This window comes from Patescibacteria group bacterium, assembly GCA_024238995.1.
In the GTDB taxonomy this organism is placed as follows: Bacteria; Patescibacteriota; Minisyncoccia; order Minisyncoccales; family JANBVM01; genus JANBVL01.
The window spans coordinates 51,562-73,569 of record JANBVL010000001.1 but is presented as its reverse complement, the minus strand read 5'-3'; the positions used below and the strand labels follow the sequence as shown (position 1 = coordinate 73,569).

24 protein-coding genes are annotated in these 22,008 nt (G+C 32.7%); 8 read left to right on the top strand and 16 right to left on the bottom strand.

From position 1 onward, the window contains the following. Window positions 1–31 precede the first annotated feature (31 nt). From KJI70_00410 to KJI70_00395, 4 genes are all read left to right on the top strand, one after another. Entirely contained in the window at window positions 32–1,081 is a 1,050-nt protein-coding gene (locus KJI70_00410; protein MCP6717996.1) for a DUF262 domain-containing protein, read from the top strand. 17 nt (window positions 1,082–1,098) lie between these two features. Then, on the top strand, window positions 1,099–1,707 hold the full coding sequence (locus KJI70_00405) for a hypothetical protein (GenBank protein ID MCP6717995.1): 609 nt from the start codon (window positions 1,099–1,101) through the stop codon (window positions 1,705–1,707). A gap of 90 nt (window positions 1,708–1,797) precedes the next feature. After that, the gene (locus KJI70_00400; protein ID MCP6717994.1) at window positions 1,798–1,986 is read left to right on the top strand and encodes a hypothetical protein; all 189 of its coding nucleotides are present in this window, start codon (window positions 1,798–1,800) and stop codon (window positions 1,984–1,986) included. Between the two features lie 109 nt (window positions 1,987–2,095). Continuing rightward, the gene (locus tag KJI70_00395; GenBank protein MCP6717993.1) at window positions 2,096–3,052 is read left to right on the top strand and encodes a tyrosine-type recombinase/integrase; all 957 of its coding nucleotides are present in this window, start codon (window positions 2,096–2,098) and stop codon (window positions 3,050–3,052) included. Between the two features lie 139 nt (window positions 3,053–3,191). Here KJI70_00395 and KJI70_00390 read toward each other — a convergent pair whose 3' ends face one another. Both KJI70_00390 and KJI70_00385 read right to left on the bottom strand, forming a co-directional pair. Beyond that, window positions 3,192–3,785 carry a hypothetical protein gene (locus KJI70_00390; protein MCP6717992.1) on the bottom strand — a complete coding sequence of 198 codons (594 nt, stop codon included), beginning with the start codon at window positions 3,783–3,785 and terminating at the stop codon, window positions 3,192–3,194. 181 nt (window positions 3,786–3,966) lie between these two features. Next, entirely contained in the window at window positions 3,967–4,158 is a 192-nt protein-coding gene (locus KJI70_00385) for a hypothetical protein (protein MCP6717991.1), read from the bottom strand. A 162-nt stretch (window positions 4,159–4,320) separates the two neighbouring features. Here KJI70_00385 and KJI70_00380 point away from each other — a divergent pair, with 162 nt between their 5' ends. Next, the gene (locus KJI70_00380; protein ID MCP6717990.1) at window positions 4,321–4,869 is read left to right on the top strand and encodes a sigma-70 family RNA polymerase sigma factor; all 549 of its coding nucleotides are present in this window, start codon (window positions 4,321–4,323) and stop codon (window positions 4,867–4,869) included. Beyond that, window positions 4,859–6,322: a DUF5667 domain-containing protein gene (locus tag KJI70_00375; protein ID MCP6717989.1), complete on the top strand. Its 1,464-nt coding sequence runs from the start codon at window positions 4,859–4,861 to the stop codon at window positions 6,320–6,322. Before KJI70_00380 ends, KJI70_00375 begins: the two co-directional genes overlap by 11 nt. Before the next feature lie 180 nt (window positions 6,323–6,502). Here the strand turns inward: KJI70_00375 and KJI70_00370 are convergent, their stop codons facing one another. From KJI70_00370 to KJI70_00330, 9 genes are all read right to left on the bottom strand, one after another. After that, a complete protein-coding gene (locus tag KJI70_00370) occupies window positions 6,503–6,685 on the bottom strand; it encodes a hypothetical protein (protein ID MCP6717988.1) in 183 nt (60 codons plus the stop codon). A gap of 154 nt (window positions 6,686–6,839) precedes the next feature. Then, entirely contained in the window at window positions 6,840–8,171 is a 1,332-nt protein-coding gene (locus KJI70_00365; protein MCP6717987.1) for a serine hydroxymethyltransferase, read from the bottom strand. A gap of 20 nt (window positions 8,172–8,191) precedes the next feature. Then, window positions 8,192–8,914, bottom strand: a complete 723-nt coding sequence (gene thyX / locus KJI70_00360) for an FAD-dependent thymidylate synthase (GenBank protein ID MCP6717986.1) — start codon at window positions 8,912–8,914, stop codon at window positions 8,192–8,194. A gap of 404 nt (window positions 8,915–9,318) precedes the next feature. Then, entirely contained in the window at window positions 9,319–10,134 is an 816-nt protein-coding gene (locus KJI70_00355) for a hypothetical protein (GenBank protein ID MCP6717985.1), read from the bottom strand. Window positions 10,135–10,184: 50 nt separating this feature from the next. Further along, entirely contained in the window at window positions 10,185–10,892 is a 708-nt protein-coding gene (locus KJI70_00350; GenBank protein ID MCP6717984.1) for a citryl-CoA lyase, read from the bottom strand. A 1-nt stretch (window position 10,893) separates the two neighbouring features. Then, complete coding sequence (locus tag KJI70_00345; protein ID MCP6717983.1) at window positions 10,894–11,793, bottom strand: succinate--CoA ligase subunit alpha; 900 nt, start codon at window positions 11,791–11,793, stop codon at window positions 10,894–10,896. After that, window positions 11,777–12,853, bottom strand: coding sequence for a hypothetical protein (locus KJI70_00340; GenBank protein ID MCP6717982.1), 1,077 nt, complete (start codon window positions 12,851–12,853; stop codon window positions 11,777–11,779). The genes KJI70_00345 and KJI70_00340 overlap by 17 nt, the downstream gene beginning before the upstream one ends. Before the next feature lie 124 nt (window positions 12,854–12,977). Next, complete coding sequence (locus tag KJI70_00335) at window positions 12,978–13,667, bottom strand: NUDIX hydrolase (GenBank protein ID MCP6717981.1); 690 nt, start codon at window positions 13,665–13,667, stop codon at window positions 12,978–12,980. A 79-nt stretch (window positions 13,668–13,746) separates the two neighbouring features. Next, window positions 13,747–14,964, bottom strand: a complete 1,218-nt coding sequence (locus tag KJI70_00330; protein ID MCP6717980.1) for a replication-associated recombination protein A — start codon at window positions 14,962–14,964, stop codon at window positions 13,747–13,749. A 213-nt stretch (window positions 14,965–15,177) separates the two neighbouring features. On the opposite strand from KJI70_00330, the gene KJI70_00325 reads away from it, so the two are divergent. Then, complete coding sequence (locus tag KJI70_00325; protein MCP6717979.1) at window positions 15,178–15,369, top strand: hypothetical protein; 192 nt, start codon at window positions 15,178–15,180, stop codon at window positions 15,367–15,369. Window positions 15,370–15,424: 55 nt separating this feature from the next. Here KJI70_00325 and KJI70_00320 read toward each other — a convergent pair whose 3' ends face one another. The 5 genes from KJI70_00320 to yihA form a co-directional block, all read right to left on the bottom strand. Continuing rightward, a complete protein-coding gene (locus KJI70_00320; protein MCP6717978.1) occupies window positions 15,425–16,183 on the bottom strand; it encodes a prohibitin family protein in 759 nt (252 codons plus the stop codon). A gap of 156 nt (window positions 16,184–16,339) precedes the next feature. Next, window positions 16,340–19,267, bottom strand: coding sequence for a UvrD-helicase domain-containing protein (locus KJI70_00315; protein ID MCP6717977.1), 2,928 nt, complete (start codon window positions 19,265–19,267; stop codon window positions 16,340–16,342). Between the two features lie 18 nt (window positions 19,268–19,285). After that, the gene (locus tag KJI70_00310) at window positions 19,286–19,696 is read right to left on the bottom strand and encodes a hypothetical protein (protein ID MCP6717976.1); all 411 of its coding nucleotides are present in this window, start codon (window positions 19,694–19,696) and stop codon (window positions 19,286–19,288) included. Between the two features lie 90 nt (window positions 19,697–19,786). After that, window positions 19,787–20,242, bottom strand: coding sequence for a transcription elongation factor GreA (gene greA / locus KJI70_00305; GenBank protein MCP6717975.1), 456 nt, complete (start codon window positions 20,240–20,242; stop codon window positions 19,787–19,789). A gap of 77 nt (window positions 20,243–20,319) precedes the next feature. Beyond that, window positions 20,320–20,910 carry a ribosome biogenesis GTP-binding protein YihA/YsxC gene (gene yihA / locus KJI70_00300; protein MCP6717974.1) on the bottom strand — a complete coding sequence of 197 codons (591 nt, stop codon included), beginning with the start codon at window positions 20,908–20,910 and terminating at the stop codon, window positions 20,320–20,322. Window positions 20,911–21,059: 149 nt separating this feature from the next. Here yihA and obgE point away from each other — a divergent pair, with 149 nt between their 5' ends. Further along, entirely contained in the window at window positions 21,060–21,998 is a 939-nt protein-coding gene (gene obgE, locus KJI70_00295; protein MCP6717973.1) for a GTPase ObgE, read from the top strand. Window positions 21,999–22,008 lie beyond the last annotated feature (10 nt).

Sequence of the window (22,008 nt, the reverse complement as noted above, 5' to 3'; positions counted from 1 at the left end):
GGTTTCAAATTTTTCAATAATTCAAAACATTATGCAGAATCCTAAAATTAAAACAATCGGCATTAACGATTTTAGGGAGTGGAGTAATAAGAAAGAGTTAATTCTAGCGCCAGAGTTTCAAAGAAGAAAAGTGTGGAGTATAAAGGCTCGCTCCTATCTCGTTGATACCATATTAAATGGATTTCCTGTTCCCTCTATTCATATAAGACAAAAGATTGATCTCAGAACCAAAAAAACAATAAGAGAAGTGGTTGACGGTCAACAACGTATAAGGGCAATCTTAGATTATATTAACGATGAGTTCTCATTATTAAAAGTGCATAGTAAAGCTTATGGAGGTTTAAAATTCTCCGGACTTTCAAACAGGCTTAAAAAGAAATTTTTAGAGTATGACTTACCAGTAGTTTTTCTAGTTGGTGCTAATGATAGAAATGTTTTAGAGGTGTTCGGGCGAATAAATTCTTATACTATAGTATTAAACGCGCAAGAAAAACTCAATGCAGATTTTTCTGGAAAATTTAAACAGATAGTTTTTCAATTAGGTAGAGATCACTTAGAGTTTTGGCGGCAAAATAAGATCCTAACCCATCAAAGCATAATGAGAATGAAAGAGGCTGAACTTTGTTCAGAGTTGGTTATAGCAATGATTGCTGGCCTTCAGGATAGAAAAAAAATAAAATCGTATTATGAAAAATACGATGATGATTTCGTTCAAGAAAAAAAAGTTGTAGTCCGCTTCAAAAAATGCATTGACATGATCGCAAGAATATTTGGAGATAGTTTGGCAAAATCAAAATTTCGAAAAACAACCCTATTCTATAGTCTTTTTTGTGCAATTTACGATATAACATATGGCTTTCCAAAATCAACAACACCACGGGTTCAAATTAAAACAAATAAGTACAGGGCCATAAGAAAAGCACTATCTATCCTCGAAAAAGAACTTGTAGTCGAAGAACCTTCATCAAAGTACTTAAAATTTATAGATGCCTCTACTCGCCACACTACTGATCTGTCTAGAAGGAGAATAAGGCACAAGACAATTATTAGAGAAATTCTGGAAGAACTAAATGTCAATTAAAATACCTTGGGTTTATTATGCGAGTCAATCTTTTACATGTTTTAAGAGAACTGGCAAAGCAGATAGCCAGTAGTCGAAATTTAATAACGAAAGTTAGGAGAGCGGGTTTACCGGGCATTCAGGTAGAAATAGTAGCTGAATTAGCTTTTTTAAGGGTGTTTATGGCGTGGGAATGTTTTTTAGAAGAATCATTTATACGATACCTTTTGGAAGCAAAGTCACCTTCTGGGTATACTCCAAAGAGATTCGTAAAACCCCCAAATATAAAAAAAGCAATTGAAATTATATTAGGAGAAAATAGAGATTATGCTAGTTGGAACTCTGCGAGCAAAGTGAGAAATAGAGCCAAAATTTACTTTAAGGATGGCGAACCTTATGAAACAGCCATGATTACAATTACGCGTGACAGCGACGAGATGAATACAATTCGTAATAGAATTGCACATAAATCTAAAAAATCAAGAGAGAAGTTTAATGATTTAATTCTAGGAAAATTCGGACATGGAATCCAAGGAATGACACCTGGAAGATTATTGCTAAGACCAATTAGTTCTTCTTCACATATCACATTTTTTGATTATTATGTTGGAATCATTACAGTAACCAGCAGGATTATTATTCCATAATATTGTGCGACATTTATTGAGTGGAACACAGACGCTAGAGTAGAGAGCTAGTGTTTTTAATTATCTAAGTTTCTGGTAGGATAAAATATTATGAAAATAGAATACGAAGCAAAATTTACAAATATTGATAAAGACGAGATAAGATTAAAGTTGAAAAATATTGGTGCGAATCTTATTCGTTCTGAATTCTTACAAAAAAGAATTGTTTTTAATCTGCCAGAAGGACATAAACTAAAAAATGTAAATGTACCCATGGGGAAGTATGGGTTTTCCACTTGACGTGAGGTTTTACCCCACGTTATTATATATGTAGACAATGTCGCACAATGATGGTAAAGCGACGTATTGTGTATATAAACTAGACTACTTCTCTAAGACCCCTTAAAAAATGAAAAAATCAAAGATTCCAATTATTAGCCATATTCCTGATTTTTTAGATTATTGTGAAGTTGAAAAAGGTTTGGCTAATAAGACACAGGAAAATTATAAGAGATATTTAAATAAGTTTGTGTTTTGGTTGAAAAAGACAAAAAATGAAAAACTACTACCTCACCAATTTACAGCTGATGATGTTTGGACGTATCGCCTATTCCTATCTCGCTTTAATACAAACAAAGGCAAGAGCCTTAAGAAAATCACTCAGAACTACTATCTTATCGCTCTCAGAGCCCTTTTAAGCTATTTTTCATCAAAAGACATACAATCACTTCCCGCAGATAAGATAAAGCTTCCTAAAGGCACTAAAAAGGATACAGCTATTAAATTTCTTAATTTAGAGCAAATTGAAAAGTTCTTAAAATCCCCTAACAATGATACCAGGATTGGTTTAAGGGATAGGGCCATTCTAGAATCATTATTTTCAACTGGACTTAGAATCGCAGAACTTGTTGCTTTAAACAAAGAGCAATTTTCTAATATTCAAAAAAAGAAGGATTTAGAACTTTCAGTCATTGGAAAAGGTGGATCTGCTAGAACGGTGTATTTTTCAGAAAGAGCCTTAGATTGGATTAAAAAATATTTAGATAATCGTAGAGATAAAGAAAAAGCTCTATTTATCCATTATAGGGCCAAGAAGGATGCAGATAGCCGACTCACCTCTCGTTCTATTCAGCGCTTGGTTAAAAAATATGCAATTTTAGCAGGCATTCCTGTTTTTACTACTCCTCATACACTTAGACATTCCATGGCAACTGATCTTTTAAACCAAGGCGTTGATTTAAGAACTATTCAAGAATTCTTAGGTCACAGAAGTATTACTTCAACTCAAATCTATACTCATGTAACAAGTAAGCGTTTAAAAGAAATTCACCGCAAGTTCCATAGTGGGAAAAAGCTAAAAGAATAAAAAAACGCTAGTTCTCTACTCTAGTATTTTTCTCTATCCAATAAACGTCGCACAATATTAAGTGGGTATAAAGAAAAAAATAAGGCAGATTAAGCATCTGCCTGTAATTGTGAATTACAAAATTGAGAATGTTTTTGGATTACTCTTTGACTCCATTGCGATGATACCAACATGACCTACATAAGGGAGCATATTCTTTTTTCCCCCCAATAATTATTACCTGTTTCTTGTCAGCTTTAGCTTCTCGCCATGAAGTAAATGAAGCTTCTTCTTCATGACAGCCTTCACAAACCGCTTTTAATTTGAAGACTTTTTCCGCTTTGGCAAGAATGGATGGCATTGGTCCAAATGGTTTTCTATTGGAATCCGTATCAAGCCCACCAACGATTATGTTTATGCCAAGGCAAGCAAGTTCATCAATGAAATCAATAATCTCATCTGAAAAGAATTGTGCTTCATCAAAAGCAGCAACCTTAATTCCATCATTTTCCAAATCTGTTTTTATTTTTGTTCTTAATTCTAGTGATAAATAAGGGTTTATAATCACCGCTTCTATTTTTCGTTTTGAATGAGAATTAAGGCAAGATCCTTTAGATCTTGTATCAGTGCTAGGTCTAAAGGCTCGAATCTTTAGTCCTGCAATTTCTGCTTTTTCCAGTTCTTCTATAATCCTATTAGTTTTACTAGCGAACATGGGTCCAGTAAAAACCACTATTTTTCCATTTTTTGTCATTTTTCATACCTCTTATTTTTGATTTTTTTAATGTTCTAAAAATCTTGTTCAGTTTAACAAGCTCAAGAGATTATTGCAAATAATAATAGAAAAGCACTAGTTTTCTACCCTAGCGTTATGTTAAAAAATCAAAATAAAAAAACCGTTAGCTTTATTGTAACGGTTTCTATTTGAAATTTTTTTAAATCTCTTTTTTTATCTTTTTTTCTAAGAATTCTTTTGCGCCAGGATTGGTCATTGAAGCTAAAAGCTTTCGAGCAAGCCTTTCGTAAAAATCCCTGATATCATGCCACTCACCATCAATTTCAATACCACAAGGGTTATCTAAATGAGCAGCCAGAAAAAGAGCTATTTCCATATCAGGTTCAGTCATTTTTTTTCACTTGCACTATGTGCTGTCTATATTATAGATATTTTTCCAAAAATGTCAAGGAAGAATAAAATACTGATTTCATGAATCAATATATAAAACCAATTTGATTATGTAACCTTTCTTGGTTAAAGTTACATATTATATTAGTGTATACACAATACAATGTATCAAGAAAGCAACCAGGAATTAAAGATATTGGTCGAACAAGCTCAAAATGGCAACAAAGATGCTTTTAAAAAGATATTCGACAGCTTGAGTGACAGGTTTTTTGCCTATATTTTTTCTCGTACCTCAAATAGAGATGATGCGCTAGATATTTGTCAGGAAACATTTATTGATCTTTGGAAATCTTTAAAAAGATTTAGATACAAGTCAGATCAATCATTTAATGGCTTTATATTCACAATAATCAAACGCAAGCTTTATCACTATTACAAGAATAAGCAAAAAATCATTTCCTTAGATAAACTAGATGAAAAACAATTAGCTCAACCAATAGAAGAACAAAATGACTATGAATACATATTGCAACATATAGATACACTTACATCTGGGAACCAAGACATTATAAGATTGCGTTATTGGTCTCAAATGACATTTAATGAAATTGCAGCTGTCCTAAATATTACAGAATCAGCTGCTAAAGTAAGGCATCACAGAGCTTTACAAAAATTAAAGATTAATTTTAAAAAAAACAGCTATGTCATCTAATATTGAAAAAAAACTAAAAGAAACAGCAAAAACCAATCCTTTAACTAAAGCTGAAAAAAACACGCTCTGGGCAAAAATTGAAACCAGCATTAACAAGATCAATGTTTTTAAACCATCAATTTTTGTTAATCTAACTCCAAAGTTTATTTTCGCCCTGTTAATGATCGTTGCTGTTATAGGAGCTTCTGCTGCAACAGTAGTAGCTTCAAATGATGCTGGGCCAGGAGATCTTCTCTACCCTATTGATTTAGCAATAGAAAGAGTGCGGATTGCTTTGTCAAAAGAAAAAAATAAAGATAATTTACGTTTGAAATTTGCCCAGGAAAGGCTCATGGAAGCTCAAAGAGCTTTAACCTTTCAAAATGATAATGATTCAGAAAGTATTACTATTTCAACATCAACAGAAAACAATTTTAAAAGAATAAAAAAAGCTAATAAAGTTTTACCAGCTGCCCTTAAAAGATTAGAAAAAACCAAAGACCTTCTTGAACGAAAAGGTAATGGACAAGCTGCTGAATATGTAGATGATATCATAGAAAAGCTAACAGATCTTGCAGAAAATTATGTATCTGATCTAGATGATTTTGAGATGGAAATTGAAAATGGGAATGGAAGAAAATTAGAAATAAAGAATCATCGTGATAAAATCAAAGTAAGATTTAAGTTAAATCATTCAAAAAATAAAGGAAAGGTTGTAATTTGTCATATTCCTCCAGATAATCCTGGAAACGCACATACAATAGAAGTAGCGGAACCAGCTGCACTGGCTCACCTTGATCATGGTGACTATCTTGATGAATGTGAAAATGGAGATCAAAATGAAGATCAAGATGATAACGATGATGATAATAACACCACTTCAACACTAGATATTACAGCACCAGTTGTTTCCAATATCAGCTCAAGCGTTTCTACAAACACAGCAGATATAAGTTGGAATACAGATGAAGAATCAGATTCAGTGGTTTGGTATAGTACAACTACTCCATTAATTATCTCAAACAATACCTTATTTGTTGATTCAAGTAATCTTGTAACAACTCACAGCATTTCTTTATCAAACTTAAATTCCAGCACAACTTATTATTTTATTGTTAGTTCGTTTGATTCATCTGGTAATAAAGCAACTTCAACAGAATCTTCGTTCACAACATTAACTCCAGATACCACAGCGCCAATCATTTCCAGCATCAGTTCAAGTGTTTCTACAAACACTGCAGATATAATCTGGGAAACAGATGAAGAATCAGATTCAGTGGTTTGGTACAGCACTACTACCCCATTAATTATTTCGAACAATACTTTATCTGTTGATTCAAGTGATTTGGTTACAGACCACACTATTTCTCTATTAGGTCTTAATGCCAGCACAACCCATTACTTTATTATTAGTTCAAGTGATATATCTGATAATGAAGCAACCTCAACAGAATCATCATTTACAACGCTTTAAAGTAAAAATCAAACAAGATTAATATTTTTAAAAATAATAAATGAAAACCACTACATTCTATGCAGTGGTTTTGCTGATTAGAATTAGAGCTTATGTTGCTAAAAACTAAATTATGACTATATGGATATTTAGATTTAGTAAAAAAGCACCCTTTTGGGTGCTTTTTCTAAGTCTTTTAATTTACTGCGTTCCGCCTTCAGAGGATTCTCCTCCTTCAGCTTCCTTAGTTTCTCCTCCTTCAGCTTCCTTAGTTTCTCCTTCTTCTGTTCCTGTCTCTGGGGTTTTCTCTTCTGTTCCTTCAGTTCCTGTTTCTTGTTCAGGAGTTTTAGTTTCTTCTTCTTGCATTAGTAAAATCTTGTTCATACTATTAATTCACTTATTTTTAACTTAAAAGGAAAATAAATCATTTCCTTCCTAAACGGCAATGGAAGACTAACCCCATTTAACCTAGTACTATATATCTAGATTCTATCGTGAGTTTAAAGCTATTGTCAAGTAGAACACTCGTAAATCAGACCTAATATTCTCTTTTAATAGGAAATTTTGCACATAATCTTTCAACCTCTTGCTTAGTTTCTCTAATCCTGCTGCTTTTTAATATAATGTTTTGCCTTGTTTGAAGGTCTTTTTCTTGTTCAAAAGAAATACCTGCTTGTTTTTTTAAGCTTGAAATATCTTTTAAAACAGCATTTATAAAAGAACTAATCTGCTTCATTTCTTCCTCTTTCATTCCCCTGCTAGTTATTCCAGGAGTTCCTAGTCTTAAACCTGAAGGATAGAATGGCGGATTTGGATCATTGGGAATCATGTTTCTATTAGTAACAATACCAGCTGTTTCTAAAGCTTCAGCAGCTGTATTGCCCAATATTTCAAGATTTCTTAAATCAATCATTATAAGGTGGGTATTAGTTCCTCCGGAACAAAGCTTTATTCTTTGTTCCTTTAAGGATTGGGCCAATGTTTTGGCATTTTCAACAATCTGCTTGCCATATTCAATAAATTCTGGTTTTTGAGCTTCTTTTAAAGCAACTGCAATGCCAGCAATATTGTTCTCATGGGGACCGCCCTGCAATCCTGGGAAAATAGCCCTGTTTATTTTTTGAGGCAATTCAGAATCTTTTTCTAAACCTTTTTCAGTTACCATGATCAAGGCGCCTCTTGGACCCCTTAAAGTTTTATGAGTTGTTGTATTAACGATATGGCAATAAGGCACTGGATCAGGATAAGCTCCAGCTAAAACGAGTCCAGCAACATGGGCAATATCAGCCATTAAGTAGGCATTGCATTTTTCAGCGATCTCTGAGAAACGAGCAAAATCTAAAGCTAAAGGATAAGACGTTATTCCTGCGATAATAAGGTTTGGTTTTTCTTTTAAAGCTAATCCTTCCATTTCGTCATAATCGATAAGTCCCTCTTTGTTTGTCTTGTAAAAAACATTTTCAAAAAACCTTCCTGAAAAGTTAATATTTAATCCATGGCTAATATGGCCGCCTTGATCCATTCTTAAAGCCATGATTTTATCATTAGGATTTAAAACAGCCATGTATACTGCGCAGTTTGCAGGACTGCCAGATAAAGCCTGGACATTAACAAACGGAACTTTAAAAGCTTTTTTAGCCCGTTCTTGGCACAATATTTCTAACTTATCAAAGTTTTCCTGGCCCTGATAATAACGTTTATTTGGATAACCCTCACAATATTTATCTTGAAGCATTGAACCAACCACTTCTCTAACTGCATAAGAACTATGATTTTCTGAAGGAATCATCATTAAAGTGGTTTCCTGCCTTTTTATTTCTTTTTTAATAAGTTCTTGTACTTGAAAATCTGTTTTTTTTAAATACTCCACATTTTTAGGTTGAATATTATTTATCTTAAAGCAGTTTTTTTAAAATATGATACATTGTCTTGGTCTACACCTTTGTAAACAAAATCATCAAAAATCACTGGAACAATTTTTTGAATATGTTTTAATAAATCACACATAATTTTCCGAATTTCCCAATGCGCTGCCCTGTCAGTTCTTAAGGAAAATATATGGCGCCATTGCCTGAAATTCGCAGAAACAATTATCTGGGATTTAGTCCCAATTGGAAGAATTTGGCGAGCATCTTGGGGAGACCAACCAGCTTTTCGCAGAGATCTATAAAAATTCTCACACTCATTAAACATATCAGTCATAGACATTTCTTTTCCATCCTCTAGTTTAACTTTTTCATTTTCATTTTTATGAGGTGGAACTACAAATTTTACTTGAAATTTTTTCAAATCCACACCCTCGCCTTTTTTAGAATAATCAACATAACGAGTTGATTCTTGAGAAAACGCACACAAACGATGCCTAACTAATTCATGAGTAAATCCACGGGAAACATTATTAAATTGAACTGTCATATTACTATGTTCGATCACACTTTCATGGCCTCTTTTAAGAATCATTTGAATAAACTTTTTTGCTGTTTCTTCATTAATTTCATCTTTCTTGGACTGATAACAAGTCCTGCCCCCTTCTTCAATTCTTAATAATTGCTCTTTTAATTCTTTTTCTGGAGTTAAAATTATAAAGCTACCCGCATTTTTAAGTATTTTCATATTTTGAATTTTTAAATAATATGCTTCATTTTATCAACCCCTTTCATTATGTCAAAAAATTGTCCTTAATCCAAAAATCGCCTCAATGGCGATTTTTGTTTTAAAATTCAAAGAAGATTTAACTACTCTTCTTTACTTTCTTCGTTTTCTTCTTCTTCGTCTTGAAGAAATCTAAACTTTAAAACCATTGTTTTAAGACCCATTAATGAGATTTGCAGAAAACCATTTTAAAGATTTTTTGCAACTTATTAACAAGGTCTGGTTTATAAAAAATTCTGCGCGACTAACTCGCAAAACCTTTACTCAACAGGATTATATTTCACCCAATATTATTGTCAAGAACAGATTATACAAGTCAAAAAGAGGCTCTTGAAAAATGCCTCTTTTGATTTTAATAAATTTATTTAAAAACAAAGCTCGTCAGAAAAGTCTTGGTGACCACGATTCGGCTGGCACTTATACTCATCAACAATAACTGCTCCTAATTCCCAACTCTCATCCGCATAATGAGCCTGAGCAATTTTCTTTCTAACCCTGACAGAATCATCTCTTAGACCTTCATAAATAGCTTGTACAAACCAAACACCATCTTTTCCATCTAATACACTAATCTTTAATTCTTCACAAATATCTTCAGTACAATCTCCCCAGGTTTGGATAATTAAATTGTGGGCAGTTTCTTGTGATAAAATAGGTCTAGAAATTTCTTTAAGTTCATTATTTTCAACTATTAAAACTTTTGTTTTTCCAACTGATGGTTGTGCAGAAAATGGTTCCCATGGATATCTATCAGCATAGTTAAGCTCAACCTTTCCTTCATAAACAGAAATGTTTTGTGGTGCAACTCTGTCTCCTAAAAGAACTGCATTTGCACCAATTGCCTGTTCTGTTTGAGAATCTTTCAAAGCAGCTGCAACATAAAAAAATGTGCCACTGCCTCCTGGTTCATGAACCAAAAGAAAAGCAGCATCATCAAAACCATCATTATTTAAATCACCAATGGCAGGCTTACCCCATGCAGTTGTTTTAATCTTTGTTGCTGAACCAGGCGTAATCTCTTGTTCTGATTTTCCATCTATTAATGTGTATGAAGTGCCTTCAATAGTATAACTTGCATTTAAAGGATCAAAAACAACTTCAGGTGAATTAAACATCTGCTCATAAATAAAAAATCCAGCTACGATAATAACAATTAAGATAATAATATTCTTAAAGTTCATAATATCCTCATTTTTATGGTAGCATTTTGCTTCTTTAAAAGAAATAATATTTATTCAATATCTTCCTTTTCTAAACGGTAATATCTGTTTCCTTGCTCAAATTCTTCTAAGACATGGGCTGTCATACCAACAAGCCGGGAAATAATAAAAAATGCTTTTCCAGATTTCCAATTAAAACCAAGCTGCAGCATTCCAGCTGCCATAGCTCCATCAATATTTAAAGGAATTTTTTTACCTTTATTCTCCTCTATTTTTCTCTCAATATTATAAGCTAACTCAAAATAAGGAGAGGAAAGTTCTAGTGCTTTTGCCTTTTCAAAGATTGCTCTGGCTCTTGGATCTTCTCGTTTAAAAACCTTATGTCCAAATCCTGGAATAAACTTTTTTCTCTCTTGAAAATCTCTAACAATATCTTCTGCTGATTTACCAGAACCAAATACTTGAGCTGCTTTTTCAACAGCTCCTCCATGTTTTTCTCCTATAGCCAAAACACCAGAAGCTAAAGCCGTATTAAAGGAGTTGCCAGTTGAAGCCACGATTCTTGGTATAAAGATTGAAGGAGGTGAAATTCCATTTTCAACTGCAGCCACTAAAATACTTTCTAATAATTGTTTTTCATTCTCTTTTGGCAAATCTCCTCTTACTAATAGAAATATCATTTCAGAAAAGGAATGATTCTTAATAAGTTCAACTAACTCATGGCCTCTGATTAAGTGTTTGCCATCTTTTGTTTGACTGATTTTAGTTCTAAACTTCATATTATTTTAATATTTTTTTAATTAATACTGGTATTTCTTCTGGAGTACGGGCAACTAAGCCTCCTGCTTTTTTAAGATGTTTAATTTTTGAATCTGCAGAACCCTTGCCTTCACTTACAATAGCTCCAGCATGGCCCAAAACAGTATCTTGAGGCAGGTTTTTTGAAAACTGACCAGCAATTAAAGCTATTATTGGTTTGGTAATGATACCTTGTTCCATAGCGTTAGCTAATTTTTCTTCATACACTCCCCCAACCTCTCCAAAAATAACCAATGCTTTTGTTTGTTTATCTTTTTCAAATTCTAAAGCAATATCTAAAAAATCAGATCCTACAAACAAATCCCCTCCAATTCCTACAACAGTGCTCTGCCCTAATCCAGCATCAGTCAGAATACGGGAAATTTCAGCTGTCATACCGCCGCTTTTTGAAATGATCCCAACAGGACCAGGACTAAAAACTCTGTCAGCTATACCAGAACTGCCAATACTTCCTACCTTGCCTTTTTTAGGAGAAATAATGCCGATAGAGCTTGGTCCAACAATTCTTACATCGTGTTCTTTAACTGACTGTATCATCTTGGCAACTGAAAAAACAGGAACCTTTTCTGTTAATATGTTAATCAAAGGAATCTTGTTGAAGATAGCTTCTAACGCAGCATCTAAAACAAATGGTGCTGGCACTACAATCAAAGCAGTATTTATGTCAGGATGCTTTGCTAGTGCTTCTCTGACTGTGTCAAAAACCTTAACTCCTTCTGCCTCCATACCGCCCTTGCCAGGCGTTACTCCAGCTAATACTTTAGTGCCGTAAGAAAGCATTTCTTTAGTTGCTCGAGAGCCTTCTTTTCCTGTAATTCCTTGAACTAATACTTTTGTATTTTTATCAACTAGAATGCTCATTTTTTTTAATTAAATTAACTAATATTTTAGCTGTTTCTGACATTGGTATTTCAGGGCCAAATAAATGAAAATCATATCCATCTTTCTTAGCAACATCCTTTAACATTTCAAAAGCTTCTTCTCTTCTTGGACCATCTCTTCTTACAACGATAGGATAAGCTGGTTTTGGTTTTATTTTTTTTAAACCTTGAACAAAGCCAAGCATAGTTTCATAAATATCAGTGAAATTAGCTGTTCCTCCCACTGTCCAGCATCCTTTCAGCCGCGGTTTTGATAAGATTTTGATCGTTAATTCTTCTACTAGTGAAGCAGGAGGATTTCCAGAATATTCAACATAATTAGCAGGATTTCCACCGCACTTTAATAAAGCATCAAGATTAATCATAGATGCTCCTCCTCCAGAAGCTATAATAGCAATATCACCTGGCAATTCTAAAAAAGGTCTTTTTTTAGGATTAACTACATGATCATCTAATATTACTTTTGCATCTCCTGCTATGAAGCTATTATCTTTAAGCTGAAACAAAGGATTAATCTCTACTAATAAAGCTTTTTCTTTTTCAAAGATTTGCCAAAGAGATTTAATTATTTTTTTTAATTCTGAACTAGAGCCAATCTTAGATTGAAAAATAATGTCTCTTAAATAAAAATCTGACAAACCAAAAGAAAGCTCAATTGGAAATATGTTTGCTTTTTTAATACCAGTGCCTCCTGTTTTAGAAATAGAAAGAACAGGTTTTCTTGTTTGAGTATCATAACTAAAGCTCACATAAAGTTCTTTTTTGTAAGGAATTATTTCTTCTGCCAGCAGTTCTTTTGGAAGAAATCCATTAATTGATTTTTTAAACAATTGATCTTTTTTTGAAAGAAATTCTTTTTCACTTTTTACAAATAAAATTCCCCCTTTCTTTTTTCTATCCCCTGCTGGAACCTGGGACTTTAAAATAAAAGGGGTTTTGAAACAAAGTTCTGGTGTGTGTTTGTCAATGAGCTTTGCTTTGGGAACTGCAATTCCATATTGCTTGAAGATTTCTTTTCCTTGATATTCTAATAGTTTCATAAAGCTAAAAACAATGGATTATTGATAATAGTTCTATGATATAAATTTTTAAAATTTTGTGCAAATTATTTATTTATCCTACTAAAAAATCGCCTTGCAGACGATTTTTAATTCTTCATAAGTTTTAATATCTTGCTACTTTGTATTTTTTTTCAAAAAAAACAAACTCTTTTCCATCAATAACTTCTATTATTTTTGGCACATCTTGAAACACTTCAGAGATTTTTTTTAATTGTTCTTTCCTCATCCATACATTTCTGCCTCCTTCAAAATTCTCTACTAATCCCCCTGTTAAGTTGTTTGTTTTCATGATATAGAAATATTTGTCTTCTAAAAGATCTCCATTTTGAGAATAATCTATTTTATGCTCTATTCCAGCTAGCTCTAACTTAGCTGACAATCCTGTTTCTTCTTCTAATTCTCGAGCACCTGCTTCATAAATAGTTTCTCCCCATTGAATCTTTCCTGTTACAAATCCATGGAATCCATAATAAGGATGTTTTAATCTTTGTTGAAATAAATACTTTCTTTTATCTCCAGAATCATCTACACAAACCACCAGTACACCTGTTTTTGCCTGTTTTTCTATTTCAATATTCTCAATGTCTGTATTTAATCGATTAGCATATTCTTTGCCAGAAGCAGTTAAATCGTAAAAACCATTCTGATTCTTTTCAACAAATCTTTTTCCCATTAGTTTTTTAACATGAAAAGTAAAATGATCATTAGAAACATTTTTGGTATTTAATTCTGAAAAACGCGCCCCTTCTTTAAAAAGTAAATTTCTAAGAATGAGCTTTTGTATGTGGTGCATATTATTCAATCAATTACTTAATTCATTTTTATAATATATATAATTAAATCCTTATGTCTAGTGAAGTTAACTTCACTAATTAAATGTCTAAATATCTTCTTCTTTTTAACTTTTCAGGCAAATAGTCCTGCTCTTCTTTATAGTTGTGGTCAGGACTATATTTATAGTCTTTCCCATATTCTAAATCTTTCATTAATTGAGTTGGAGCATTGCGGATATGCAAAGGCACTGGTAAATTACCATATTTTTTAACATCTTCTGCAGCATTATTATATGCTTTATACAAAGCATTAGATTTCTTGCATTTTGCCATATAGACTACTGCCTGAGCTAAATTAACATTGCATTCAGGCATACCAATAAAATGGCATGCTCTGTAAGCAGCTACTGCCTGCTCTAATGCACGTGAATTAGCCAATCCAATATCTTCTGATGCGAAACGAACAATTCTTCTGGCAATATATAAAGGATCTTCTCCTGCTTCTAACATTCTTACTAGCCAATACAAAGAAGCATTAACATCAGAACCCCTCATTGATTTGTGCAAAGCTGAGATTATATTGTAGTGCTCTTCACCATCCTTGTCATAAAACAAATGTGATTTTTGAAAAGCCTCTTTTACAATGTCTAAAGTAATTTGCTTTTTACCTGACACAGATGCTACGTATTCAATTACATTAAGGGCTGTTCTGGCATCACCATTGCTCATCTGTGCTATGGCATTAGCTATCTTTTTATTCATTTTCAGACCCAGCTGGCCAAGGCCTTTTTCTTTGTCTTTCAAAGCTTTGTTAATAATTTTTAAGATTTCGTCTTTAGTTAATTGTTTTAAGACAAAAACCCTGCAGCGTGATAACAGTGCTCCCCTAACTTCAAAACTAGGATTTTCTGTTGTTGCTCCAATGAGCGTAATTATTCCTTTTTCAACACAAGGAAGAAGTGCATCCTGTTGTATTTTATTCCAACGATGAATCTCATCTATAAAAAGTATTGTTTTTTTACCCAAACTTTGATTATAATCTGCCTGTTTTATAATTTCACGTAGATCTTTTAATCCGCTTGAAACTGCGCTTATTTGTTTAAATTCTGATTTGGTTTGTTTGGCAATAATGAATGCTAAAGTGGTTTTGCCACTTCCTGGCGGACCCCAAAAAATCATTGAAGGTAATTTATCAGAATTAATAGCCTGCCTTAACAGCTTGCCTTTGCCAATAATTTCTTCCTGGCCAAAAAAACCAGCCAAAGACTCTGGCCTCACTCTATCAGCAAGTGGTTTGTGTTTGTTTTCAGCGTTCATAAGCACTTCAAAATATATGTCATTCTACCAAAAAATCAACCTGTAAGCTATTGACATTTTTAAAGCAATATCTTATTATCTTGTTATTAGATTATAAGTCGAAATATTTAGGATTTAGATAGAGCGACTTAACAATCGAAAGGTCGTTTCATTATAAATTTTAAACGTTTCGGATAAGTTTCAATTGAAGCTTAAATCGTGATCTTAATATACATGTTTAATGATTTTAAAGATCGTCCAAAAAGAGATTTTGGTGACAGACAAATGTTTCAGGGAGATTGGAAATGTGCTGATTGTGCAAAGGAAATAAAAGAACTTCCTTTTGAACCATCAGAAGACAGACCAATTTACTGCAGAGACTGTCATGCAAAAAGAAGGCCCCCAAGAAGGGACTTCAGACGATAAACTAGAATGAATTTAAAACCCCGTAAAATTTTTACGGGGTTTTAGTTTTTCATGATTATTGATTTATTCCAATAAACGGGCTCGCCCCTCCCCAATAAGTTGGAACTTTTCCATCCCACTTTTCTATCCAGCGCAGCTCTACCACTTTAGGATTTTGCATTAATGCTCGGGCCTCAATTCTAATAGCCTCTGCTTTTCCTTGAGCTTCTGCTATCTTCTGATCAGCTTCAATTTTTATTCTTTCTAAATCTCTGTCAGCTTTAAGTTTTAATTGTTCAGCAGTAACTTTGGCTTCAATGGCATCATTAAAGGCACTTGAAAACTCAAAGTCAATAATATTAAATTCATCAACAACAATAAATCGTTCTGATAATCTTTCAAAAAGACTGCTTTTTATTTGTTCTTTTACTTCTTCTCTTTTAGTAATAAGTTCTTCAGCGGTAAATTTTGCTGTGATAGCTTTTACCACCTCTTGAATAGTAGGAGCTATAATTTTGGTATTGTAATCCTTTCCTACTTCCTGCCAAATTCTATTTACTGATTCTGGGGCTAGATGATAATTCAAAGCGATTCTAGAAGTTACTGTCTGTAAATCTTTGGAAGCTGCACTAACAGGAACTTCGTCTTTTTTGATTTTCACATCTATTTTCACTACTTTTTGGATCATAGGAATTTTAACATAAAGCCCTTCATTAAAAATTTTATCCTGGACTGCTCCAAACTGTAAAAGTATTCCTCGCTCGCCAGCCCCTATGGTGCCAAAAGTACCAAAAATAACTATAAGCGCAACTAGTACAATAATTATCTTTGACATAATTTTATCCAGATTTATCTCTGGCATTCTTGGAATCCTGCTCGTATTTGGTGGATTTATATTTATATGTTCCATTTTGATTGAGTAATTATTTTTTTAACCATCTCGACTTTCTCCATTCTACCAAAAAATCGCTTAAAGAGCGATTTTAATTTTTTACTTCTGAGCATAATTACAAATATCTCTGAAATCACAGTATTTACACTGCCAGCCTGGAATTGCATTAAAACTACTATTCTTTATTTTTTCAGCCATAGCCACTATCTCCTGTTTTTGTTTTTCTTTTTCCTGGTCGCTTCCTAAAAATGAAGTTTTTTTACCTTCTTCTAAATAATAATAACTAAGCTTAACGGGTTTCAATCCTAAAGACTGTTCAGCCGCCATCTGATAAATTAAAAGCTGTTGTTTATCTTCTGAAGATAATTTTTCTTTGTATCGCCCTGTTTTATAATCTATTATTTCAATTCCTTCTTTAATTTCATCTATTCTGTCTATTTTGCCTTTTAAAGTATTGCCAGCTATTTTAAATTTAAACGGTACTTCTAAAGCTGGATCTCCATTAATTTTGAAAACCTTAGGTTGTTCTTGAATAAATTTTTCATAAAAAGCTTTAACTATTTTTTGACCCAATTTGTAATACTCTTGTTTCTGGTTTTTTGATTCATACCAATCATCAATCCAGTTCTTTTTATATAACTCAACTAAATCAGGCAGATTTAACCCCTTTTTTTCTGTTTCTTGTTTTGCCTGTTTATCTGATGCAAATAAATTAGATTGAACAGTATTTTTCCTTCTGTCTATTAGTTTTACAAAATCATATAAAGTATTATGCATTGTTTTACCAAAAGAAAACACTGCCCTACCCTGTATTGGAATCTTTAACACATGAGCAAATTTATATTGTAAAGGGCATTTTCCAAAAGCTGCAAACTGTGAAAATGAAAGATGAGAAGGTAAATTTAAAGGAGCAATTATTTTTTTCTTCTGTTTTCTCGCAGCAACTGTGTTCACAGCTTTTACAGCCAATTCGTCGCCTTTTTTAACAAACTCCATTTCCATTAAAAATCTGGAGGGTTTTTTCTTTCTAATTCCGCCATAATTATCAGCAGAAGTTAAAAACAGCTTTTCTTTAGCTCTGGTCATTGCTACATAACAAAGCCGTCTTTCTTCTTCTAAATGAATATCACCTTCTGGAATAATTTCTTTAACCAAATTTTCTGGCATTTCAATCGGCTCTTTCCGCTCTGAAGTAGGAAATCTTCTATCAACTAGATTAACTAAAAAGACATATTTAAATTCCAAGCCCTTGGCCGAATGAATAGTCATGACGCGAACCATATCTGGACCTTGCTCTGGATCAAAGTTGAGTTTGCCTTCTTCACCCGACTCAAGCTCCATATTTAAACTTTCCATAAAGTTTTTAAGAGAAGCGTCTATATTAGCTTCTTCAAAGTTTTTTATCTTTTGATAGAATTGATTAACTAAATCTAATTCTTGTCTGCTTTCCTTATTTGATAAATACTTTAAATAACCCGAATCTTTTAAAAATGAAATTAAAACTTCTGAAACATTCTTGTTCTTTGCTGTTTCAGTATGTTTTTGAATCAGGCTTAAAACTAAATTCATTGCCTGCCCAGCTGAAGGAGAAATGCCGAATATGAGTTGAAGTTCATTTAAAGCTTCGTATAAAGATTTTGTTTTACGTCTGGCATATTGATTAATCTTTGCAATATCTTGAACTGAAATATTGAAAAAAGGGAAATTGAGAATCCTGTATAAAGCAGAGTTCTCATGATAATTGTCTAAAAGTTTAAAATAAGAAATTATGTCTAAAATAATTGGCTTAGAATACAATCCTCTGGAAGCTAAAAATTGATAAGGAAAGTTAGCTCTTTCTAGGGCTCTGGTAAAAGTGTTGGCATAGTTATTCGCTCTAACTAAAATTGCAAAATCACTAAAGGAAGTTTCTTTATTATCCTTAGATATTTCAGCTATTTTATTAATCACGCCTCCTGCTTCTTCATATAAATCTTTAAAGTGCAAATGCTCTATAATTCCTTCACCTGTTTTAGTAGCTTTTAATTTCTTGTTTATTTTACTGACATATTCCAAACGATTTGGGTCATTGGTCTTAATAAATTTATAAGATAAGTCTAATATGCTTTGAACTGAACGGTAATTTTCAATCAAAAAGACTTCTTTGGTTTTTGGAAAGCTTTTTTTAAATTGAATAATGTTGTTGAAAGAAGCGCCTCTCCACCTGTAAATCGCCTGGTCATCATCAGCACAAACTGTAAGATTATTATCGGGTAAGGATAATAATTTAACCAATTCATACTGCGCCCAGTTGGTATCTTGGAACTCATCAACTAAAATATATTTAAACTTTTTTCTGAATTTATCTAAAACAATCGGTCTGTCTTGAAACAGCTTTAAGCAATAATTAATTAAGTCGCCGAAATCCAAAGAACTGTTCTCTAAAAGCAATCTCTGATAAACGTGATAAGCTCCAGCCACTTCTTTTAATCTTTCTGTTTCCTGAGACTCTTTCAAATCAGTAAGATTAGTTTTTAAACTATCTACATACTTTAAATAATCTTGAGGGTAAACACCCTGGTCCTTACAGCGGGAAAAATGATTTATTAAAGCATGAATAAACTTGGTTTGATTTCCCAAAGGACGATAATAATTAAGGCTAAACTTTTCTAAGTTTTGACTAATCAGCGTCCAAGCTGTTGTAGGGTCTATTAATTTAAAATCAGTTGGCAAACCAATGTCTAAGGCATGGTCTCTTAAAACCCTTTCACAAAAAGAATGGAAAGTTGATATCCATAAATCTATATATCCATAAGGCAATAGTCTGTCTACTCTTTCTTCCATTTCACCAGCCGCTTTATCAGTAAAAGTAACTGCTAAAATTTCTTCTGGTTTAGCTTTTTCCTGCTCAATTAAATAAGCGATTCTTTTTGTAATAACTGTGGTTTTACCTGTACCAGCTCCTGCTACAATTAAAAGCGGTCCTTTGTCATGAGTAACCGCTTGTTTCTGCTGTTGATTTAAATTGTTGAGTAATGATAGGTCCATTTCACTATCAATTTACCCCTAAATACTATAAATGTCTATGAAAATACCTATCAATAAAGCTAAAAAAGAAAGGATAAAAATCAATCCTGAATTCCATTGTGATTTTGAAGTTAAGCTAGTTTTAACTAAGTAATGAAGAGCTAATTTTTTTTGAGATTCAATACAATCAGCTTTATCTACAGCTTCAACTAATTTATAATCCCTGACTAAGCTTGATCTCTTTCTAGCAATATTAAAACGATGACCAAAATAAAAGATAAAACCAATAGTGCCAATATACCAAGCGATTTTTACCCATGAAGGACTATATAAATTTAGTACAATAATTATTCTGTATGCAATAGTGGCGATTATGCCCATTCCAAAAAAGAACAAACGAATAGGTTTTGGACTCGGCTCAATAACTTTTAAAATTTCTTTATCTTCCATATTCTCTTATCCTACCAAAAAACCGCTATCAAAGCGATTTTTTTAGATATCTTTTGAATGAAAATTTAAGCTTAATTTTTAGATTCACAATTATTCAACCTCAAAAATTTCATATTCTATCTTTCCTTCCGGTGTTTTGATTTTTATCTTTTTCCCTTTGGATTTACCTAAGAGAGCACTTCCTATGGGTGATTCTTGAGATATTTTTCCTTTTATAATATCAGACTCTTCTGATTCTACAATTTGGAATTTTTGTTTTTTATTATTTTCTGATTTTAAGTGAACTATAGAGCCAATCTGAACTTTTCCGTTCTCTTTCTTTTTTATCACTTGAGCTTTAGATAAGATTGTCTTTAATCTGTAGATTTCTCTTTCTAAAAAGCCTTGAGAATCTTTTGCTTCATCATAAGCAGCATTTTCGCTGAGATCGCCAAAAGAAGCAGCATGCCTTATCCTTTCTGCGATTTCTTTTCTCTTCACATTTTTCAAATAATCCAATTCTTCTTTTATTTTTTTCAACCCTTCTGGGGTTAGATATTTTGTCATATGATTGATTTTCTATATTATCTAAATCAATTTCAAAAATCAATACTCTTTTTTTTGAACTCCTTCGCCGATCCATTTCAATCAGGCTTATTCATTACAAAGCTTGCAATTTTTTTAGTTAATTCGTCTTTTCCTTGGTTTGTTTTAGCTGAATATCCCAGAACTGATATATCTCGCGCTTCTTTTTGGATTAACAAAAGCTGTTTTTCCGCAACGCTTTTAGATAATTTATCAATTTTGTTTGCAACAATAATGATTTGGTGTTTATTTTCCTCAAGAATTTTTATCATATCTTTATCAAGAACAGTCAAGCCAACATTAGCATCAATAATTAAGAAAACTGCTTTAGGCCTGGCATTGGAAGATTCCACATACCAAAAAATCCTTTTGATTATTTTATTACGCTCTGATATTGAACGCTTCGCATATCCATATCCAGGAAAATCCACAAAATAGAAAGAGTCATTAATACAGAAAAAGTTCGCTTCACGTGTTTTTCCTGGCGTCTTACTTGTTTTTACAAGGTTTTTTTTACCAACTAAAGAGTTAATTACGCTTGATTTCCCCGCATTGGAGCGACCGAAAAAAGCGATGTGCGGTAAATTATCTTTCATATCATAATCACCCCCGATAACACCTTTAACAAATTCTGATTTTAATATTTTCATAATCCTATTTAATTCTATCAAAAAACCGCCTGATTAGCGATTTAGACCCAGGCCTTTTCTATCACTTATTATGGAGGTAGAACCTTCAAAACGTAATAGCTAAAGCACTTTCACAGATCTTAAGTTGCCTGATATAATGAAGAAAACCTATGTTAATTACAGAAATAAACATTAAGCTTAAGGCTGGAGCTGGAGGAAATGGAAAGGTTTCTTTTTATAAAGTAAGAAAAGGTCCAGATGGAGGAAATGGAGGAAAGGGTGGCAGTATTTTTATTGCCTCTACTTCAAACATTTACGATCTTTCTAATCTTTCAAAAGGTGCCAAAATTAAAGCAGAAAACGGTGAACATGGGATGTCAAATAAAAAAGCTGGTAAGTCTGGTGAAGATTTAATAGTTAAAGTTCCTATTGGAGCTATTATTACTGATAAGGGCTCTAAAGAGGTTCTTGAATTAGTTGATAAAAACTATCTTTTTCTCTTATGTCAGGGAGGACAAGGAGGCAAGGGCAATTGGGAATATCGTTCTTCTAAGAATGTTACGCCAATGCATGCTCAAAAAGGCTTTAAAGGCCAGGAAAGGCATTTACATATCAATCTTAAGCTTATTGCTGATTATGGCCTTATCGGCCTCCCTAATGCTGGTAAAAGCAGTTTGCTTAAAGAGATAACAAACGCTAATCCAAAAATCGGTGATTACCCTTTTACTACTCTTGAACCTAACTTAGGAGAATTAAAGAGTAAAATTATTGCTGATATTCCAGGACTTATAGAGGGGGCTTCTAAAGGAAAAGGTTTAGGGATCAAGTTTTTAAAACATATTGAAAAAGTTTCACTCTTATTCCATTGTCTTTCTTGCGAACTTAAAGAGCCTGAAAAAGGCTATCAACAAATTAGGAACGAGCTAAAGAGTTATAATCCAAAATTATTAAAGATACCAGAGATTATTCTTCTTACCAAAACAGATTTAAAATCAGAGAAAGAAGTTAAGTTAATCCTTAAAGTTTTGAAAAAACTGAAAAAACAAATATTGCCCGTTTCTATTCATGATCAAGATAGTTTGGAAAAACTAAAAACCTTTATTTCATAAATTAAAAACT

Coding starts and splice junctions, on each gene's coding strand:
- KJI70_00320 (MCP6717978.1), bottom strand. CDS start 16,183: ATGTCAAAGATAATTATTGTACTAGTTGCGCTTATAGTTATTTTTGGT.
- KJI70_00395 (MCP6717993.1), top strand. CDS start 2,096: ATGAAAAAATCAAAGATTCCAATTATTAGCCATATTCCTGATTTTTTA.
- KJI70_00350 (MCP6717984.1), bottom strand. CDS start 10,892: ATGAAGTTTAGAACTAAAATCAGTCAAACAAAAGATGGCAAACACTTA.
- KJI70_00385 (MCP6717991.1), bottom strand. CDS start 4,158: ATGACTGAACCTGATATGGAAATAGCTCTTTTTCTGGCTGCTCATTTA.
- KJI70_00310 (MCP6717976.1), bottom strand. CDS start 19,696: ATGGAAGATAAAGAAATTTTAAAAGTTATTGAGCCGAGTCCAAAACCT.
- KJI70_00325 (MCP6717979.1), top strand. CDS start 15,178: ATGTTTAATGATTTTAAAGATCGTCCAAAAAGAGATTTTGGTGACAGA.
- KJI70_00315 (MCP6717977.1), bottom strand. CDS start 19,267: ATGGACCTATCATTACTCAACAATTTAAATCAACAGCAGAAACAAGCG.
- KJI70_00380 (MCP6717990.1), top strand. CDS start 4,321: ATGTATCAAGAAAGCAACCAGGAATTAAAGATATTGGTCGAACAAGCT.
- yihA (MCP6717974.1), bottom strand. CDS start 20,910: ATGAAAATATTAAAATCAGAATTTGTTAAAGGTGTTATCGGGGGTGAT.
- KJI70_00330 (MCP6717980.1), bottom strand. CDS start 14,964: ATGAACGCTGAAAACAAACACAAACCACTTGCTGATAGAGTGAGGCCA.
- KJI70_00405 (MCP6717995.1), top strand. CDS start 1,099: ATGCGAGTCAATCTTTTACATGTTTTAAGAGAACTGGCAAAGCAGATA.
- KJI70_00335 (MCP6717981.1), bottom strand. CDS start 13,667: ATGCACCACATACAAAAGCTCATTCTTAGAAATTTACTTTTTAAAGAA.
- greA (MCP6717975.1), bottom strand. CDS start 20,242: ATGACAAAATATCTAACCCCAGAAGGGTTGAAAAAAATAAAAGAAGAA.
- thyX (MCP6717986.1), bottom strand. CDS start 8,914: ATGAAAATACTTAAAAATGCGGGTAGCTTTATAATTTTAACTCCAGAA.
- obgE (MCP6717973.1), top strand. CDS start 21,060: ATGTTAATTACAGAAATAAACATTAAGCTTAAGGCTGGAGCTGGAGGA.
- KJI70_00345 (MCP6717983.1), bottom strand. CDS start 11,793: ATGAGCATTCTAGTTGATAAAAATACAAAAGTATTAGTTCAAGGAATT.
- KJI70_00390 (MCP6717992.1), bottom strand. CDS start 3,785: ATGACAAAAAATGGAAAAATAGTGGTTTTTACTGGACCCATGTTCGCT.
- KJI70_00340 (MCP6717982.1), bottom strand. CDS start 12,853: ATGAAACTATTAGAATATCAAGGAAAAGAAATCTTCAAGCAATATGGA.
- KJI70_00375 (MCP6717989.1), top strand. CDS start 4,859: ATGTCATCTAATATTGAAAAAAAACTAAAAGAAACAGCAAAAACCAAT.
- KJI70_00410 (MCP6717996.1), top strand. CDS start 32: ATGCAGAATCCTAAAATTAAAACAATCGGCATTAACGATTTTAGGGAG.
- KJI70_00370 (MCP6717988.1), bottom strand. CDS start 6,685: ATGAACAAGATTTTACTAATGCAAGAAGAAGAAACTAAAACTCCTGAA.
- KJI70_00355 (MCP6717985.1), bottom strand. CDS start 10,134: ATGAACTTTAAGAATATTATTATCTTAATTGTTATTATCGTAGCTGGA.
- KJI70_00400 (MCP6717994.1), top strand. CDS start 1,798: ATGAAAATAGAATACGAAGCAAAATTTACAAATATTGATAAAGACGAG.